The organism is Aliidiomarina iranensis, assembly GCF_003987135.1.
Classification (GTDB): Bacteria; Pseudomonadota; Gammaproteobacteria; order Enterobacterales; family Alteromonadaceae; genus Aliidiomarina; species Aliidiomarina iranensis.
In genome coordinates this window covers 423,950-440,818 of the sequence record NZ_PIPJ01000002.1, presented here as the reverse complement: position 1 = coordinate 440,818, position 16,869 = coordinate 423,950, and the positions used below count along the sequence as shown (strand labels likewise).

Below are 16,869 nucleotides of genomic sequence, written 5' to 3'. Positions count from 1 at the left end.
AATTCCATGCAAATTAGTGAATCAGTGATTGTAGTAACAGGCGGCGCGCAAGGTTTAGGGCGTTCTATGGCCGAAGATTTTGCTGCTGGCGGTGCGAAATTAGCACTTATCGATATGAACGATGAAATGTTGCAAGAGGCGGCGGCAGAGTGCTCAAAGCTTGGTGCTGCGGAAGTAAAAACTTACAACGTAAACGTAACCGATGAAGCCGCTGTTGAAAGTGCGTTTGCTGAAATTGATCAGCATTTCGGTGGTTTGCAGGTGTTAATCAATAATGCGGGTATTTTACGCGATGGCATGTTGATTAAGTGCAAAGACGGTGAGATTACCCATAAAATGCCACTGCAACAATGGCAATCGGTGATTGATGTTAACCTAACCGGTACCTTCTTGTGTGGCCGCGAGGCTTCGGCGGTAATGGCCAAGCGCGGCATTCAAGGGGTGATCATTAATATTTCCAGTGTTGCTCGAGCCGGCAACATCGGCCAAACCAATTATGCGGCTACTAAAGCGGGCGTAGTTGCGATGACAGTAACCTGGGCACGTGAGCTTGGCCGCTTCGGTATTCGTTGTGCTGCGATTGCGCCGGGTTTCATTGAAACGCCAATGACCGGGCAAATGAAGCCAGAAGCCGTAGAACGCGCGTTGGCCATGGTGCCATTACGCCGTTGGGGGCAACCGGCGGAAATAGCACACTCGGCACGTTACATTATTGAAAATGATTTCTTTAGTGGCCGTGTGATTGAGATTGATGGCGGCGTGCGTTTATAAATGTTTGAATTCTGGCCAGAGTTTATCCGAAGCATTCCTATTTCAAGCTCGATGGGGCGGCTTCTACTGAGTTCGTTTTTACTAATCGTTGGCGTGTTGGCATTGCGTGCAGTGCTGGCACGTTTCATTCGAAAAACAGTAAACTCGAATGAACTGCGCCGGCGTTGGCTGGTGCAAAGCAGAAATGGTTTGTTGTTGTTATTGGTGCTCGGATTAGTGATGATCTGGGCATCCGAGCTTCGTACTCTGGCCCTTTCTATTGTAGCAATAGCGGTAGCCTTCGTAGTCGCCACGAAAGAATTGATTATGTGCGTGACCGGCTCTATGGTGAAATCGGCGGGCCGCAGTTTCAGCATTGGCGATCGCATTCAGGTGAAGGATTTTCGTGGTGATGTGATTGATCAAAACTTACTCACCACAACCATCCTTGAAGTTGGGCCTGGCAAGTTAACGCATCAACGCACGGGCCGAATGACAGTGCTGCCGAATTCTTTGTTTGTATCGGATGCGGTGATTAACGAGAGCTATACCCATGATTGGGTGTTGCATGTATTTGTTGTTCCTTTTAAACGGGAAGAAAACTGGAAGCACGCGAAGGAAGCGTTTCTTACGGCGGCTCAGGAACACGCAGCACCGTATTTAGAAGATGTTCGCCGCTACATGAAGCGCATGAGTGACCACAAGGGAATAGATGTTCCCACCGTTGAACCTCGGGTATCACTACAAGTGCCGGCCGCAGGTGAAATTCACTTAGTGATTCGGTTTCCGGTTAAAGCCTCGGAACGCAGTGCAGCTGAGCAAGCAATTTTGTTAGATGTCTTTAATAACAGTGATTTCAGCCCTAGCAAATCTGGTTCTACACTAGGCGCACCAGGAACAGTTGACGAAAAACCTTAGGCGGCATAGATGATAGATTCCACGTTAGTAGTGGCAAAAAGTAAAGCATGGGTAGAGCAACTGATTGTGAAATACAACATTTGCCCATTTGCCCGCCGAGAAGTGGAGCGAGATAGCATCCGTTATGTGGTTGCAGGCCAGAGAAAAACGGCGGACGTGCTGGAAGCATTAATCAAAGAGTGTGAGTTTCTCGACCAGAATATGGATACGGAAACCACACTTATTATGCTCCCTGCAGGCTTTGAAGGCTTTTATGCCTACCTCGATTTACTCGATACCGCTAATGAGTTGTTGGCGATTCAAGGCTATGAAGGGATTTACCAACTCGCGAGTTTTCACCCAGATTATTGTTTTGAGGGCGAAAAACAAGATGCCGCATCAAATTATACCAACCGGGCGCCTTATCCAACCCTACACCTCTTGCGCGAAGCGAGCCTGGAACAAGCGCTAAGCCGCTATGATGATCCTGAATCCATTCCCGATCGCAACATTGCTTTTGCCGAAAAGAAGGGTGCGGAATTCTTCGAAAAGATCTTAGCTGGATTATAAATTTGCCTACACAGCTTACCCACGCTGATTCCGGAACTGCCTGATTTGTTGGGAATTTGAACAAAATTGGGATATTATTCGTATCAATCAGATTACTATAGCTAATCTGAACTGCTTAACATAGCAAAGGAACCGCGATGCGAAAACTACCTCCGTTGAATGCCTTACGTTCGTTTGAAGCGGCCGCGCGCCATTTAAGTTTCACCAAAGCCGCGGAAGAATTGTTTGTTACTCAAGCTGCAGTAAGCCACCAAGTCAAAGCCTTGGAAGATTTTCTTGGTTTAGCCTTATTTTTACGCCGTAACCGCGCATTGTTGTTAACCGAAGCGGGGCAAAATTATTATCTCGATATTCGGCAAATGTTCGAAACGCTCACCTTAGCTACATCCAAAGTAATGCTTGCCAGTGAGCAAGGCTCACTTACCGTATGTGTTCCGCCGGGCTTTGCCATTTTATGGTTAGTACCAAGGCTTAGCCGGTTTCATGAGGCCCACCCTGAAATTGATGTACGCTTAAAGGCGGTGGATGAAATTAGTGGTTCGTTAACTGATTACGTTGATGTAGCCATTTATTACGGCAGTGGTTCTTGGCCTGGCGTGAAATCGTTTCGCTTGCACAAAGAATATTTAATTCCCGTGTGTTCACCCTTGTTGTTGCAAGGCGCGAAACCGCTGAAAAAGCCAAGTGATTTGCATGAGCATACGCTACTGCACGAAGAAACGCGAAATGCATGGCGTGATTGGTTTGCTATGGTGGGCGAAGCGCCGCCAACGCGCAAGAGTGGCCCGGTTTTTTCACATTTAGCGCTGGCTTTAAAAGCTGCGGTGCATGGGCAGGGCGTAACGCTTGCTAACAGTGTTTTAGCGAAGCCAGAGCTTGATTCCGGCCACTTAGTGCAAGTGTTTCCGCAAACCTTGCCCACCTCAGAGGCTTTCTATATGGTGTGCCGAGAATCCCAAGCCGATGTGGGTAAAATCGCAAAGTTTCGAGATTGGATTTTGGCGGAAGTTAAACGTGATGAAGATGAGGGGCAAGCAACCTAATGGCAATATTTGTGTTTGCCCATGGCGCTGGTGCGGGGCCGGAAACAGAGTTCATGCAAATTATTTCAGCCAATTTAGAACAAAAAGGGCATAAAGTTCATCGGTTTGCCTTTCCGTACTGGCAAAAGATTGAGCAGAGTGGTAAAAAGCGCCCCCCGGATAAAAAAGAAGTACTTGATGCGGCCTTTATTGCTGAAGTTACTCGCATACAAGAGGGGTGTGAAGATATTCCCTTGGTTGTGATGGGAAAATCAATGGGCGCTCGGGTTGCTTTTCGCTGTGCAGATAAAGTAAATGCGGTAGCGGCTATTGGTTTAGGTTTTCCGTTTCACCCACCGGGTAAGCCAGAAAAGCATCGGTTAGCTGACCTTACGAATGGGCGTAGGCGAAATTTTATTGTGCAGGGCAGCCGCGATCCGTTTGGCAAGCCAGAATGGCTCGCCGAGCAAGCATTACCGAAGAACTTAAGGCTTCATTGGGTTACGGACGGCAATCATGATTTGGCCCAACCGAAACGGAATGGTTTAACTAATACTGAGTGCTGGCAATTGGTATCACGCGAAATTGATGCCTTTGTAACTAAATTAACGAATCAAATTAACTAATCAATTGAAATAAGAATTTAAGGAATAAGCGTTTTATGGCTGTTTTGTTATATTGCCGCGCCGGTTTTGAAGGCGAGTGTGCTGCTGAAATTCAGGAGCGTGCAGCTGCTCTGGGCGTGTTTGGTTATTGCAAAACCCAGCCCAATAGTGCGCTTGTTACCTTTGAGTGTAAGCCGGAAGAGGCAGACCATTTAGCGCGTAAATTAGCGGTTCATTCACTGATTTTCGCTCGCCAATTATTTGTCCGCGTAGCTGATTTGAACCAACTAGATTTAGCCGACAGGGTAACGCCTTTGGTGGCGGCACTTCCAGAGATGCAGCTTTGCGGCCGGTTATGGATCGAAACTACGGATACCAATGATGGCCGTTCATTATCCGCTTTGTGCCGTAAAATTACGAAGCCGCTGAGTATGGCGTTGCAAGAAAAAGGGTTGCTAACGGAAAAGGAAGTAACGAATCGGCCGGCCTTGCATGTACTTTTTCGCAGTACGCATTCTGTTGTTGTAGGTTACTCCTATAGCTACAACCATTCCCCTTATCTTATGGGTATTCCGCGAGTGCGCACACCGAAGGGCGCACCAAGCCGCTCTGCTGCGAAGCTTGCCGAAGCCTTTAAAGTGATGATACCTGAGCACGAGCTTGCTCGCCGTGTTGAGCCCGGTATGAAGGCGGTAGATTTAGGCGCAAGCCCAGGGGGTTGGACAGCGGTTTTAGTTTTCCACGATATGATGGTTGCCGCCGTTGATAATGGCCCGATGGATGCACAACTTATGGAAACTGGGCAAGTGCGGCACTTTCAAGAAGATGGCTTTCAGTTTTTACCAAAGCGTAAAAATGTGAGTTGGTTAGTATGCGATATGGTAGAGAAGCCGGTGCGAGTAGCGCATTTAATGGCGGATTGGTATATCGGTGAATGGTGCCATGATGCTATTTTCAATCTCAAGCTACCAATGAAAACGCGCTATGCAGCTGTAAAACAATATTTAGATGCCATTCGTGATCGCCTAACGGAAGCGGAAGTTTGGGGTTACGAATTAAGTGCGAAACATCTTTATCATGATCGCGAAGAGATCACTGTTTATTTACGGAAGAAATTTAAAACCTAATGCGCGGTGTGGCTCGCATTTGCAGCGGTTTGTTTTAAAAGATGGTTAGAATCTAGAGTTAGGGTATTCACATGAGAGAACGCGAAGTAGTAGCGTGGCAAGAAGCGCGCGTAAAAGGCTTTGGTAAATTTGTATTGATTCACGGGGTGCTCTCTTGGGGCTTGCCCATGCTGCTCATTATTGGTTATTTCAATAACGTGCTAGGGCCAAATGCTTCAGCTTCTTCCGTGTTGATTCATTGTATTATCTGGTTCGTAGCGGGGGCTTTATTTGGCATTGTGCTTTGGTTTGTGAATGAGCGCCGTTATAAAAAACACTTAGCTGCTACAACTGCAACCAAATCAGCTGACAAGAGCTAGCTCACGAGCAGGGCGTTTCTGATCCTTGCCGCCGTTGGTTCGCGTATTCTATCGATAAGCTTTGAAAAAAGGTTTGAAGCTAGTTATACGAACTGAGGTAGCTCATGAATAAAACCATCTTTACCGCTATTTTTGCACTCGCGCTGAGCGTTTCAGCGCACGCGAATGGTTTTTCTGAAGAAGATTTTGTGAAACCTAGCGATGCTGAATTACGTGAAATGCTCACGCCATTGCAATATCAAGTAACCCAAGAAGATGCCACTGAGCGTGCATTTGATAATCGCTATTGGGATAACCAAGCGGTTGGTATCTATGTGGATATCGTTTCCGGCGAACCATTATTTTCATCCGCGGATAAATACAAATCAGGTTCTGGCTGGCCGAGCTTTATCCGCCCCATTGCGCGCGATGTGGTAACGCGGCACCGAGATCGTTCCTGGTTTATGGTGCGTACCGAAATTCGTAGCCGCGTAGCCGATTCGCACCTAGGCCACGTATTCGACGATGGCCCGCAACCCACTGGCTTGCGTTATTGCATGAATTCGGCCGCACTGCGGTTCATTCCTGTAGAAGAAATGGCCGCAGAGGGTTACGAGGAATATATTGATCTAGTAGGCCCGCCAATTAGTTAACGGCGAGGCCTAAAGGTTTAAAAACCACTCAGAACATTTTTCCCAATTACCGTTCCTGCTTCTTGTTCAGCGTGCGCAGCGCGTAAATTCTCAGCATTGATAGTGCCTAAATGCTTGGTTTTCGTGCTGCAAATAGCGCCTGCGTCTATCATTGCGGCCACCCGATTCAGCAACACTTGCTGTTGTTGCATATCATCGGTTTCGAACATTGAACGGGTAAACATAAACTCCCAACTGAAGGTAAGCGCTTTTTGTTTACCTGCTTTAATATCAAGGGTTTCTGGATCATCAATAACGGCCACATGACCACGTGGTTTGATAAGTTCGAGGATACCGGCAAAGTGCTCTTGGGTGCCCGTGAGCGCTGCTACGTAACGTGGTTGCAGGTTAAGCTTTTGCAATTGCTCAGGGAGCGATTCACGATGGTTTATAACGTCATCTGCACCCATTTGTTTAACCCAATCTACTGTTTCTGGCCTCGAAGCCGTTGCAATAACATTGAGTTTGGTCAGTTTTTTCGCCAATTGAATGAGAATTGAGCCAACGCCCCCAGCACCACCGATTACCAGCAAGGTTTCTTGCTCGCCAGAATGTTCTGGTAAACGAAAAGAATCGAATAATATTTCCCAAGCGGTGATCGCTGTGAGCGGCAGCGCTGCCGCCTCAGCAAAATTCAAGCTTGTGGGCATGTGGCCGGTAATGCGTTCATCCACACATTGATATTCGGCATTACTGCCTTGGCGGGTTATATCGCCCGCGTACCAAACTCGATCACCGGGTTTAAACTGGCTAACTTCTGGGCCAACAGCCTCAACTATGCCTGCGGCATCCCAGCCTAATATTTGCCATTCGCCTTTTTCCGGCGCGCGATTACTGCGTATTTTACAATCTACCGGGTTTACCGAAATCGCCTCTACTTTCACTAAGAGATCGCGGCCCGCAACCACTGGCTTCTGAACTTCAATATCTTCGAGTGCCGAGGTATCGTGGCTGGGTAAGTTATATTGATGGCCAATTGCTTTCATGCTGGAACTCCTAGCTATTTTGTTGGTTTTACTCACAGTGTTGCAATGGATAGGGCTTGGCATTGGTAAGGAAAATACGCCTCAATTTGGTTAAAATAGATCGCGGAAATATTTCAGTAAGTGTACCATTCGCCGGCAAAATCAGCAGGTAATTCGTTTCTTTACGAGAGAAACGCTATCCTAGATTCCTTGCTGCCTATTTATTCGGAGATGTGTAAGTGAGTTTAAACGGTTCTATCGGTGTATTTGATTCAGGTATAGGTGGCCTTGCGATTACCCAGGAAATACGCAAGCTCATGCCGAACGAAGATATTGTTTACGTGGCCGATAGCCTGCATGCGCCCTATGGCGAAAAAACTGATGCCGCCATATTGCAACGTAGCATAGCTATTACTGAGTTTTTACTGACGCAAAATGTGAAAGCTATCGTGGTTGCTTGTAACACCGCCACAACTTCGTGCATTGATGCATTACGGCAGCGTTTTAATATTCCCTTCATTGGTACCGAGCCGGGTATAAAGCCAGCGGTTTTGAACACGAAATCTGGCGTTATTGGTGTGCTCGCCACCCCTAGAACGTTACAAACGAACTCATTTAGCGCCTTAGCCGATAGGGTAGCCTTAAATATTCAGGTTGAATTGATGCCATGCCCGGCATTAGTAGAACAAGTAGAATCCTTGCAGCTTGATTATGCCGCAGCGAAAGATGTGGTGGCGCAGTATGTTACACCTTTAATGGCAAAAGGCGTGGATACCTTAGTTTTAGGTTGTACCCACTATGCACACTTGTTGCCGGTGATCACCAAAGTGGCGGGGCCGCAGGTAACCATTATCAATACTGAAGTTGCGGTGGCGCGAGAAGTGCAGCGGCGCCTGCACCAGGCCAACTTAATGGGCGAAAAGCAGCAAGGTGGCAGCACCCAGTTTTATACAACGGGAAACCCAACTCAATTCCAGCGCCAAGTTGATATGCTTTGGGGGGCGGGGTTCCAAGTGGCGCAATGTTAGCCTATTTGTAATTCTGCATTATTACTGATAAAGCCTAGCCTGCTAAAATTTGCTTTCTGGATTACTTGTGGGATTACTTGTGGCGCTAATTGTGGCACTATTGAAAATCAAACAAGCGTTTTATTTTCTCGCATAGGTAAAATATTTTGGTAAGGGAAGGAAGTTATGGCACCACTGGTAAATCAGCAAGATCTTGAGTTTTTACTGAATGATGTTTTCTCAGCTGAAGCATTAACGAAATTTCCACGCTATGCCGATTACGATCAAGAAGCGTTTACTAGTGTGCTCGATACCGCGCGGCGCATTGCAGAAACTCACTTTCTTCCTCACAACGCCAAAGCAGATGCCCATGAACCACAATTCGATGGCGCAAAAGTAACGACCATTCCGGAAGTAAAAACCGCGTGGCAACATTACGCCGACTCGGGCCTTCTTTCTGCTCGGCATGGCTATGATGAGGGCGGTATGCAGCTGCCAGCTCTTATAAGTATGGCGTGCAATGCCTATTTTATGGCCGCAAACCCAGCTACTGCGGCTTATCCTTTTCTCACCAGTGCCGCCGCTAACGTTATTCATGCGTTTGGCTCAGAGGCCCAAAAGCAACGCTTTTTAGAGCCCATGTTTAGCGGCCGCTTTGCCGGAACCATGGCGCTTACCGAGCCTGATGTGGGCTCATCCCTTGGCGATTTAACCACAAAAGCGGTTGCCCATGGCGATGGTAGTTATCGCTTGAAAGGCCAGAAAATGTATATTTCCGGTGGTGATCAAGATATTACCGAAAACATTGTGCATTTGGTTTTAGCTCGTATCGAAGGTGCGCCTACCGGGGTAAAAGGTATTTCGATGTTCATTGTGCCGAAGTTATTGGTTGATGAGCAGGGTAATTGCACATCAGAGAACGATGTGAAATTAGCGGGCCTGCTGCATAAAATGGGTTATCGAGGTACCACCTCAACGGTACTCTCTTTTGGTGAGCAAGATGCCTGTGTAGGTTATTTAGTAGGTGAAGCGGGCAAAGGCTTGAGCTATATGTTTAAGATGATGAACGAGGCGCGCGTTGGTGTGGGCTTAGGGGCGGCCATGATTGGTTATCGTGGTTATTTAGAATCGTTGGCGTATGCTAAAGATCGACCACAGGGGCGAAGCATTGCCAATAGAGATCCAGCCAGTAAACCAGTGGCCATTATTCAACATGCCGATGTAAAGCGTATGTTGTTGCAACAAAAAGCCTATGTTGAGGGTTCTTTGGCCTTGTGTTTGTTAGCGGCAAGGTTGGTAGATGAACACGAAGCCGGTGATAACGCCGATAGCGGCATTTTGCTAGATTTGCTCACGCCAGTGGTAAAATCCTACCCATCGTTTTACGGCCCCCGGGCCAATGATTTGGCGATTCAAGTGCTTGGCGGCGCCGGCTATATTCGCGAATATCCAGTGGAACAGTGTTTCCGCGATAACCGTTTAAACCCGATTCACGAAGGCACCCATGGCATTCAAGGGCTGGATTTATTGGGCCGTAAGTTATGGCAGCACGAGGGTAAGGGGTTGAAACTGTTACTCGAGCGCATTCAAATTACCCTTCACGCCGCCGCAAAAGCACCGGAATTGCAAGAAGTGGTGGCCTTGTATCAGAGTGCTCTAAAGCCCTTCATGACAACAACGGTAGAGCTTGGGCAAGCACTATTGGGCAACAAAGCTGAAGGAACTTTGGCGAACGCTTCGGTGTATTTGGATATTATGGGTAAGTATGTGGTGGGCTGGTTATGGATAGAAATGGTGGAAAAAGCCTTGCTGAATGCTGAGCACCTTAGCCAGGAATTTGTGCAAGGTAAATTGCAAGCAGCTCGGTACTTTATGCGCTGGGAGTTACCTGAGGCGGAATTGCATTTAAAACGCCTGCAAGCGGCCGATGATACCTTTATGGCCACCGAGCCGGAATGGTTGTAACTGGCTATGATTGAGCCGGTTAGGCGAATACCGGTAGGGAGTTCCGATAGTGAGTTGCATTAGTGAGTTGCAGTAGTGGATGCAAATAAAAAAGGAGCCGAGGCTCCTTTTTTACTATTAGCTGTGGGCACACTTTGTTAGCTGTGGGCACACTGTATTAGCTGTAGGCACACTTTATTATTAGCTGTAAGCACTTCTCAGCAACAAACGAGAGCGCCGGTTAGAGGCGCTCAATAATGGCTTGGGTGAACTCGGTAGTGCCGTGGCTGCCGCCAAGATCGGCGGTGGTGCGATCGCCACTTTCGATAACATCGCGCAGCGCGCTGATGATGTTCGCAGCTTTATCTTGCATTTCAAGGTGCTCAAGCATTTGCACGGCGGCAAGAATGATTGAGCTTGGGTTAGCTAGATTTTTACCAGCGATATCCGGGGCAGAGCCGTGAACTGCTTCAAAAATTGCGCAATCAGCGCCGATATTCGCGCCTGGCGCCATGCCCAATCCACCAACTAAACCTGCACATAAATCCGATAAAATATCGCCAAATAAGTTTGTGGTTACGATAACATCGAAGTTTTCTGGGTTCATTACTAACTTCATACATGCAGCATCAACAATCATCTCTTCGAATTGAATATCTTCATATTCTTTTGCGATTTCGCGAGCTACAGCAAGAAACATGCCCGAAGTTGTTTTTAAAATATTGGCTTTATGAACAGCGGTTACTTTTTGTCGGTTTTCTCGGCGGGCCGTTTCGAAAGCGAAACGAACGATACGCTCACAGCCCACGCGCGTAACCCGGCTTACGGCTTCAGCTTCGCTACCATCATCTTTGGTGGTTTGGCCTAGGCCTGAGTACATGCCTTCGGTGTTTTCTCGGATAGTGATAATATCGATATCTTCGTAACGAGCCTTCGTGCCTTTGAAGCTCACAACAGGGCGCACATTGGCATACAAGCCAAATTGCTTGCGCAGGGTTACGTTAATGGAAGTAAAACCACCACCTACTGGGGTTGTTAAAGGGCCTTTTAAGGTAATTCCGTTACGTGCAATTGCCTCTAAGGTAGATTCTGGTAGTAATTCCCCATGCTTTTCCAAGGCCACAAGGCCTGCATCGGCATATTCGTAGTTAAAACCACAGCCCGCTTTATCAAGGATTGCCGTTACTGATTCAATGATATCAGGGCCGATACCATCACCAGGGATTACGGTAATTGTTTTGCTCATAAGAAAACCCTTCTACAACAAATAGACTTCGGCACGGGCAAATGCCGAGCCGACAAATTAATTGGCGCGAGTATAGCGTTTTTGGTGGATTTTAGCTAGATGAGGCGAGGGCGTTATAGTGGTTATTCAGCAAATGATTAGTAGCTATTGCGCACCAAACTCGGCGGTGTAGGCCGATTGCCCCCAAACGTAAAGTTCATCTTCGATAAACAGTAAAGGTGTGGTTTCATCACGTGTGGTAACGCCATCTGATTTCACATGATGGGTGCGATAAAACAAAATAAGTACGTTGCGATCATTGCTATTAATGCGCGCCTCGCTGATATCGGGCGGCCCTAGCAAGCGCAAAACTTCATCGCGATGAGCGCCAATTTCCAACCTGCCGATGTATTTTCGGTTGAAAATTTCACGCTCTCGCCATGTCATGGTTTCTGGGTTCGCCGTGTAGAAATGCAGAATGCCACCGGCAATGATGGCATACAGCAGGAAACCTACCGCGGCAATAATGAACCCTTTTTTCACTTATTTACCCTTTCACAACTTGATAGCAAGGTGTGTATTTTGTACCACCTGGCAGCTTCATGCGATCCTGCTCAACGAAAGATTGCAGCAGTTCGTCGAGTTCGCTCATAAATTCCGGCTCACCGGTTATTTGATAAGGACCATGAGCGCGAATTTCGCGCAAGCCCGGGGCTTTAACGTTACCGGCTACAATCGCCGAAAAAGCTCGGCGCAAATCAGCCGCAAGCTCTTCTTTTGGTTGATTTCGGTTCAAATTCAATTTCGCTACGTTGGCATGAGTTGGCTCAAATGGTAGCTGGAATGGCTCTTCAATGTGCAGTGTCCAGTTAAAGTGATACGCATCGCCACTTTCTTGGCGATACCGCTTCACTGCAGCCATGCCAGTTTGAATGTGTTGCGCAACCGCTACTTGATCATCAATGATGATTTTGTAGTACTGGGTAGCCGCTTTACCCAGCGTGTTCCCAATAAACTGATCTAAGTGCTCAAAATAAGAACGTGAGCTTTCTGGGCCGGTAAGAATAACAGGAAGCGCTTGTTCTTTATTCATTGGGTGCATCAAGATACCCAGTAAATACAGAAGTTCCTCGGCAGTGCCGGCGCCACCTGGGAAGATAATAATACTGTGAGCACAGCGAACGAAAGCTTCTAAACGCTTTTCGATATCGGGCATGATCACCAGCTCGTTTACGATAGGGTTCGGTGGCTCGGCGGCGATAATACCCGGTTCGGTTAAACCAAAGTAGCGGGCATCTTTAATGCGCTGCTTGGCATGGCCAATCGTAGCACCCTTCATTGGACCTTTCATGGCGCCCGGCCCGCAACCGGTGCAAACATTGAAACCACGTAAGCCCAGCTCATAGCCCACTACTTTGGTGTATTTGTATTCGGTTTCGGAAATTGAATGGCCACCCCAGCACACTACCATATCGGGCTCTTGCACAGGTTTCACAACGCCGGCGTTACGCAGAATATCGAAAGTAACATGGGTTAAGTGCCGAGTACTCATGCTTTGCAGCACATCGGCTGGGTAACGCTCACCAACGAAAAGGATATCGCGCAGCACCGCCTCTACGTGTTCGCGAATACCAACAATGAGTTCGCCATCAACAAACGCAGATGGGGGTGGATTAATAAGCTCGAGCTTAACGCCTCGCTCGCGGCGAAGCACATTTACTTCAAAATCTTCAAACTGATCAAAAATATCAGCACTGTTATCGGTGTGGCTACCCACATTTAAAACCGCCAAAACACAGTTGCGAAATAACTTATAGAGGGGGCTATCGGTAGATTGTTGTAACCGATCGATTTCTAGCTGTGATAAGAGGGCCATGCTGCCCTGAGGTGATAATGAAATTCTCATATTATTTTTACGCTCCGTACAAGCAGCCCTTGCTGCTCGCTTTTCCTTGTTCTTAAATGCTTTTAGTAAATTATATTTTTATTATTTCGGTTGTAAGAGTACGCATCTTCGGTGGTAATAATCAACCAAAATCACTATTGCCGAGCTAATCGCCCACGCAAAAGCTTGGAATCAATACTGCTATTACCCGAATGGCGAATTGGATTGATATCTAAACCACCACGGCGGGTATAGCGTGCCAACACTTGGAGTGATTCACAGCCTGCATGTTGCATTAAATCGGTATAGATACGTTCAACACATTGTTCGTGAAATTCATTGTGATTGCGAAACGAAATCAGATAGCGCAACAGTGCTTGGCGATCAATTTTTGGTCCTGTATACGCAATGTAAACCGAGCCCCAATCGGGTTGATTCGTAATTAAACAATTTGATTTTAATAAATGGCTACATAATTGTTCACTTACCCGCTCAGTGCCTGCCGCAGTTGCCAAGAGGTTCGGCGCGTAATCGTAATCGTTTATCTGTACCGGTTCGTCATCAATGCACTCAGCGGCAAAGTTCATAATGCCGTGTTGGGTATAGCTATCGAGTGAATAGATACGCACTTCTACTGGCGCTTCGGCGCATGCACTGAGATCGCGGGTTAAGTTTTCGAGCACCTCATCTGTGCTGGCGAATACGCTTTGATTGTAGCTATTTAAATACAGCTTGAAGGATTTTGATTCGATAAGGTTTCGGCTTGTTGCGGGCACTTCAACCTCAGCAATAACTACCTTTGGAACGCCGGTTGGTTGCAGCCAGGAAACTTCGTAACAAGTCCAGAGGTCACGACCAGCAAAAGGTAACGATTCGTCAGCCACACCTATACTGCTGCGGTTTAACTGCCGCGGCACCGGTTGCAATAAACTTGCATCATACTGTGTGGGGTACTCGGTTGCTGTTCCAAGTTTCAAATCGGCCATTGGGTTTTTTGAGCTTACTGGCATTACATACTTCCTCTGCGTAGAATGCTGCTATTGTATGAATAAACAAGGCCGGAGGCCAGATGAACTCAGTAATTGAAGGTTTAAATTCACTTCATGAGCGCTATGCCAAGCATTACGAAGAGGCTGGGCTTACGCCAAAAACGGAATATATATCGAATTGGGATGCCCCTTGCTACGTTGGTAAACCTAGTGGTGGTGATATTGCGTGGCGAGCGGTACCACAAACTGAACCACTTGATTTTAGTGGTGTTGAGCATGCTTTGGAAATGCAACTTGATGACCAAGTGAAAGTATTTTTTAGTTGCGTGTATGCAGGGGATTTGGCCTTGGAGTTCAAAGGTAACTCCCTAGAGCTCCTGCAAGTGATGCATCCAGAGGACGGCGAGCGGCTGCAGCAAAATTTGATTGGCCACGTAATGATGAAACAGCGTTTGCAACAAACCATCACGTTGTTTCTGGGGGTAACTGACGAGGACGATTTATTGATCTCGGTTAATAATGAAACTGGCGCCGTAGGGTTAGAATATGTAGGTAAGGATCAGCACGAAATATTAGCGGATGACTTAGCAAGTTTTTTAACTATGCTTGCGCCGCGTTTACCAGCGGATGAATTTGAGGCTTGAGCCGAAGCGTTGATTCACGGTATAAACGTTTGTGCACACAATAACCGCCAATTAAGAGTGACTAACCGATGACAACGAATGCAGAATCAACATTAGCAGAAACAGCGGACGAAAACCTGGAAGCGAGAGCAAAGCTTAGTGGCGAATTGATTTACTTGGAACACGAGCATCTGGCAACTGCGGCTTCTTTATTGTTTCAAGCGTATCAGGACGACCCGTTGTTCTTATCCATCTTTCAGGCGCACAAAGAGGGCTATGAACAGCGGTTGCGGGCAGCGATTCGGGAAGAGTTGGCGGTATTTTATCAACATGAGCAACCTATATTTGGGTTGTTTGAAGGCGATACCCTTGAGGGTGTGGTATGCATGACCCGCCCGGGCGCTGCCTTTGGGCCGGAACGCTTTTGGCATTGGCGTTTGCGGATGTTACTTACGGCAGGTTATGTAAGCACTAAACAAATGCTGGAGAAAGAACGCATTATTGCCGAGGCTATGCCGGTAAATCATTACCACATGCTCACTTTCATTGCGGTGCACCCGAATTATCAACAACATGGCTTAGGTGATTTACTTGTGCATGCGGCGCGCGCAGAATTAGTAGAAGCGCCAGAATCTGCGGGTATAGGCTTGTTGGCAACGCGGCCTAATTATGCAAAATTTTTCGCGCAACGAGGCTTTCATCATTTACGTGATATTCAGGTAGGTGAGATTACTGGCCAACTTATGTTTTTCGCGCGTGAAGACGAGGAGCTCGATTGACATTTATTCTGAATTAGGGTGAAATTCACGGCCCTTGTTGCCACAGCCGCAACGGCTGTAAATGGTTCGGAGCGAATGCAAAAATATTTAGAATCCTCAGTTATTGTTGCCAAGTTTGGCGGCACCTCAGTTGCTGATCTACCAGCGCTTCAACGTTGTGCAGATATTATTCAAGCGAACCCTGCGATTCGAGTGGTAGTGGTGAGCGCTGCTGCCGGTGTTACCAATCGTTTAGTGGCGCTGGCAAAGGGTAAATCCAACGACGCAGAACGTATGCAGCTGCTCTCGGAAATCATGGCAATTCAGCACAGTATCAGTGGTGAGCTCTTGCCAACGCCTGAAATCAATGCTCAACTTCGTGAATATTTGAGCCGAATGGCTGAATTAAGTGCATATTTGAGCGAAGTTGGTGTTGAAGCAAGCAAACAAGATGAGCTCTTAGCTCTAGGCGAGCGTTGCTCGTCGATGTTTTTAGCCGAATTATTGCGCCAACGGGGTTTAACGTCCCGAGATTTCGATGCCTGCCAAGTGATCCGTACCGATAGCCATTTTGGTAACGCGGAAGCGCGGCCGATGCGGATTGGTATGTTGGCGAAAGAATATTTAAAACCGTTATTGGAAAACTATTGTGTGGTTACGCAGGGCTTCATTGGTTCTGATGCCGCGGATCGAGTGACGACTCTGGGGCGTGGCGGTTCCGATTTAAGCGCGGCGTTATTTGCTGAGGCGTTAAAAGCCCATGCCTTGCAGATTTGGACGGATGTGGACGGTATCTATACTTGTGACCCACGCCAAGTTCCAAGTGCGCGGCCGATTGCAGAAATAACCTTTGCGGAAGCCGCTGAGATGGCTACTTTCGGTGCGAAGATATTGCACCCAGCAACCTTACTTCCTGCACAGCGAGCGCAGGTGCCAGTATTTGTAGGCTGCACTCGAGAACCAGAAAAGCCTGGAACCTGGATTAAAAGTAAAACTCAGCAACGGCCAGTATGCAGAGCTTTGAGCTTGCGCCGAGGTCAAGTATTACTCACGGCCAGAAGTTTGAACATGTTGCATGCTAGGGGCTTTTTGGCGGAACTCTTTGCGATTTTAGCGCGGCATCGCATATCCGTTGATTTAATTACGACATCTGAAGTATCTGTGGCGCTCACCTTAGACGCCACTGGCTCGCATTCCTCTGGCAATAGCTTGATTAGTAACGAGCTCTTAGCCGAGTTAGCGCCCTTATGCGATGTGGAAGTAGAAGATGGCCTGGCGCTGGTGGCGATAATAGGCCATGAATTATCAAACACACCGGAAGTGGCGAGCCGAGTTTTTCAAATGATTGCGAAAAAGAATATTCGCATGATTAGCCAGGGCGCGAGCCCAAATAACCTGTGTATTTTAGTACGCGAAGATGATGCCAGCGACATTCTCAATACTTTGCATCGGGGTTTCTTAGAAACTTAAAG

18 protein-coding genes are annotated in these 16,869 nt (G+C 47.4%); 13 read left to right on the top strand and 5 right to left on the bottom strand.

Annotated features, from left to right (window positions below; genetic code table 11):
* Nucleotides 1-6 precede the first annotated feature (6 nt).
* The 8 genes from CWE08_RS05140 to msrB all read left to right on the top strand — a co-directional run bounded on the left by CWE08_RS05140 (nt 7) and on the right by msrB (nt 5,962).
* Nucleotides 7-771: an SDR family oxidoreductase gene (locus CWE08_RS05140; RefSeq protein WP_126766281.1), complete on the top strand. Its 765-nt coding sequence runs from the start codon at nt 7-9 to the stop codon at nt 769-771.
* The gene (locus CWE08_RS05135; protein ID WP_126766279.1) at nt 772-1,668 is read left to right on the top strand and encodes a mechanosensitive ion channel domain-containing protein; all 897 of its coding nucleotides are present in this window, start codon (nt 772-774) and stop codon (nt 1,666-1,668) included.
* 9 nt (nt 1,669-1,677) lie between these two features.
* Nucleotides 1,678-2,217: a DUF1415 domain-containing protein gene (locus CWE08_RS05130; RefSeq protein WP_126766277.1), complete on the top strand. Its 540-nt coding sequence runs from the start codon at nt 1,678-1,680 to the stop codon at nt 2,215-2,217.
* A gap of 137 nt (nt 2,218-2,354) precedes the next feature.
* On the top strand, nt 2,355-3,260 hold the full coding sequence (locus CWE08_RS05125) for a transcriptional regulator GcvA (RefSeq protein WP_126766274.1): 906 nt from the start codon (nt 2,355-2,357) through the stop codon (nt 3,258-3,260).
* A complete protein-coding gene (locus tag CWE08_RS05120; protein WP_126766272.1) occupies nt 3,260-3,865 on the top strand; it encodes an alpha/beta family hydrolase in 606 nt (201 codons plus the stop codon). The genes CWE08_RS05125 and CWE08_RS05120 overlap by 1 nt, the downstream gene beginning before the upstream one ends.
* A gap of 35 nt (nt 3,866-3,900) precedes the next feature.
* On the top strand, nt 3,901-4,971 hold the full coding sequence (rlmM, locus tag CWE08_RS05115) for a 23S rRNA (cytidine(2498)-2'-O)-methyltransferase RlmM (RefSeq protein ID WP_126766269.1): 1,071 nt from the start codon (nt 3,901-3,903) through the stop codon (nt 4,969-4,971).
* A 71-nt stretch (nt 4,972-5,042) separates the two neighbouring features.
* Nucleotides 5,043-5,330, top strand: coding sequence for a hypothetical protein (locus tag CWE08_RS05110; protein ID WP_126766267.1), 288 nt, complete (start codon nt 5,043-5,045; stop codon nt 5,328-5,330).
* A gap of 104 nt (nt 5,331-5,434) precedes the next feature.
* Nucleotides 5,435-5,962: a peptide-methionine (R)-S-oxide reductase MsrB gene (gene msrB / locus CWE08_RS05105; RefSeq protein ID WP_126766264.1), complete on the top strand. Its 528-nt coding sequence runs from the start codon at nt 5,435-5,437 to the stop codon at nt 5,960-5,962.
* Between the two features lie 17 nt (nt 5,963-5,979).
* Here the strand turns inward: msrB and CWE08_RS05100 are convergent, their stop codons facing one another.
* Complete coding sequence (locus CWE08_RS05100) at nt 5,980-6,987, bottom strand: zinc-binding alcohol dehydrogenase family protein (RefSeq protein WP_126766263.1); 1,008 nt, start codon at nt 6,985-6,987, stop codon at nt 5,980-5,982.
* 218 nt (nt 6,988-7,205) lie between these two features.
* On the opposite strand from CWE08_RS05100, the gene murI reads away from it, so the two are divergent.
* Together murI and CWE08_RS05090 are read left to right on the top strand one after the other, a co-directional pair.
* Nucleotides 7,206-7,994, top strand: coding sequence for a glutamate racemase (gene murI, locus CWE08_RS05095; RefSeq protein ID WP_126766260.1), 789 nt, complete (start codon nt 7,206-7,208; stop codon nt 7,992-7,994).
* A gap of 165 nt (nt 7,995-8,159) precedes the next feature.
* Complete coding sequence (locus CWE08_RS05090) at nt 8,160-9,938, top strand: acyl-CoA dehydrogenase (protein ID WP_126766258.1); 1,779 nt, start codon at nt 8,160-8,162, stop codon at nt 9,936-9,938.
* Between the two features lie 220 nt (nt 9,939-10,158).
* Here CWE08_RS05090 and CWE08_RS05085 read toward each other — a convergent pair whose 3' ends face one another.
* The 4 genes from CWE08_RS05085 to queF form a co-directional block, all read right to left on the bottom strand.
* Nucleotides 10,159-11,163, bottom strand: coding sequence for an isocitrate dehydrogenase (locus CWE08_RS05085; protein ID WP_126766255.1), 1,005 nt, complete (start codon nt 11,161-11,163; stop codon nt 10,159-10,161).
* A 144-nt stretch (nt 11,164-11,307) separates the two neighbouring features.
* On the bottom strand, nt 11,308-11,685 hold the full coding sequence (locus tag CWE08_RS05080; protein WP_126766252.1) for a DUF3192 domain-containing protein: 378 nt from the start codon (nt 11,683-11,685) through the stop codon (nt 11,308-11,310).
* A gap of 4 nt (nt 11,686-11,689) precedes the next feature.
* The gene (gene ppnN, locus CWE08_RS05075; RefSeq protein WP_126766250.1) at nt 11,690-13,048 is read right to left on the bottom strand and encodes a nucleotide 5'-monophosphate nucleosidase PpnN; all 1,359 of its coding nucleotides are present in this window, start codon (nt 13,046-13,048) and stop codon (nt 11,690-11,692) included.
* A 134-nt stretch (nt 13,049-13,182) separates the two neighbouring features.
* Nucleotides 13,183-14,037: an NADPH-dependent 7-cyano-7-deazaguanine reductase QueF gene (gene queF, locus CWE08_RS05070; protein WP_126766248.1), complete on the bottom strand. Its 855-nt coding sequence runs from the start codon at nt 14,035-14,037 to the stop codon at nt 13,183-13,185.
* Between the two features lie 59 nt (nt 14,038-14,096).
* Here queF and syd point away from each other — a divergent pair, with 59 nt between their 5' ends.
* From syd to lysC, 3 genes are all read left to right on the top strand, one after another.
* Nucleotides 14,097-14,660 (top strand): SecY-interacting protein, encoded by a 564-nt coding sequence (gene syd / locus CWE08_RS05065; protein WP_126766246.1) that lies wholly within the window; start codon nt 14,097-14,099, stop codon nt 14,658-14,660.
* 68 nt (nt 14,661-14,728) lie between these two features.
* Nucleotides 14,729-15,418 carry a GNAT family N-acetyltransferase gene (locus CWE08_RS05060; protein ID WP_126766244.1) on the top strand — a complete coding sequence of 230 codons (690 nt, stop codon included), beginning with the start codon at nt 14,729-14,731 and terminating at the stop codon, nt 15,416-15,418.
* A gap of 75 nt (nt 15,419-15,493) precedes the next feature.
* On the top strand, nt 15,494-16,867 hold the full coding sequence (gene lysC / locus CWE08_RS05055; protein WP_126766242.1) for a lysine-sensitive aspartokinase 3: 1,374 nt from the start codon (nt 15,494-15,496) through the stop codon (nt 16,865-16,867).
* Nucleotides 16,868-16,869 lie beyond the last annotated feature (2 nt).

Excerpts from the sequence above, each read along its gene's own strand:
- ppnN (WP_126766250.1), bottom strand. The coding sequence starts at position 13,048 with ATGAGAATTTCATTATCACCTCAGGGCAGCATGGCCCTCTTATCACAG.
- syd (WP_126766246.1), top strand. The coding sequence starts at position 14,097 with ATGAACTCAGTAATTGAAGGTTTAAATTCACTTCATGAGCGCTATGCC.
- rlmM (WP_126766269.1), top strand. The coding sequence starts at position 3,901 with ATGGCTGTTTTGTTATATTGCCGCGCCGGTTTTGAAGGCGAGTGTGCT.
- queF (WP_126766248.1), bottom strand. The coding sequence starts at position 14,037 with ATGCCAGTAAGCTCAAAAAACCCAATGGCCGATTTGAAACTTGGAACA.
- CWE08_RS05060 (WP_126766244.1), top strand. The coding sequence starts at position 14,729 with ATGACAACGAATGCAGAATCAACATTAGCAGAAACAGCGGACGAAAAC.
- CWE08_RS05100 (WP_126766263.1), bottom strand. The coding sequence starts at position 6,987 with ATGAAAGCAATTGGCCATCAATATAACTTACCCAGCCACGATACCTCG.
- CWE08_RS05125 (WP_126766274.1), top strand. The coding sequence starts at position 2,355 with ATGCGAAAACTACCTCCGTTGAATGCCTTACGTTCGTTTGAAGCGGCC.
- CWE08_RS05110 (WP_126766267.1), top strand. The coding sequence starts at position 5,043 with ATGAGAGAACGCGAAGTAGTAGCGTGGCAAGAAGCGCGCGTAAAAGGC.
- msrB (WP_126766264.1), top strand. The coding sequence starts at position 5,435 with ATGAATAAAACCATCTTTACCGCTATTTTTGCACTCGCGCTGAGCGTT.
- CWE08_RS05140 (WP_126766281.1), top strand. The coding sequence starts at position 7 with ATGCAAATTAGTGAATCAGTGATTGTAGTAACAGGCGGCGCGCAAGGT.
- CWE08_RS05120 (WP_126766272.1), top strand. The coding sequence starts at position 3,260 with ATGGCAATATTTGTGTTTGCCCATGGCGCTGGTGCGGGGCCGGAAACA.
- CWE08_RS05135 (WP_126766279.1), top strand. The coding sequence starts at position 772 with ATGTTTGAATTCTGGCCAGAGTTTATCCGAAGCATTCCTATTTCAAGC.
- lysC (WP_126766242.1), top strand. The coding sequence starts at position 15,494 with ATGCAAAAATATTTAGAATCCTCAGTTATTGTTGCCAAGTTTGGCGGC.
- CWE08_RS05085 (WP_126766255.1), bottom strand. The coding sequence starts at position 11,163 with ATGAGCAAAACAATTACCGTAATCCCTGGTGATGGTATCGGCCCTGAT.
- CWE08_RS05090 (WP_126766258.1), top strand. The coding sequence starts at position 8,160 with ATGGCACCACTGGTAAATCAGCAAGATCTTGAGTTTTTACTGAATGAT.
- CWE08_RS05130 (WP_126766277.1), top strand. The coding sequence starts at position 1,678 with ATGATAGATTCCACGTTAGTAGTGGCAAAAAGTAAAGCATGGGTAGAG.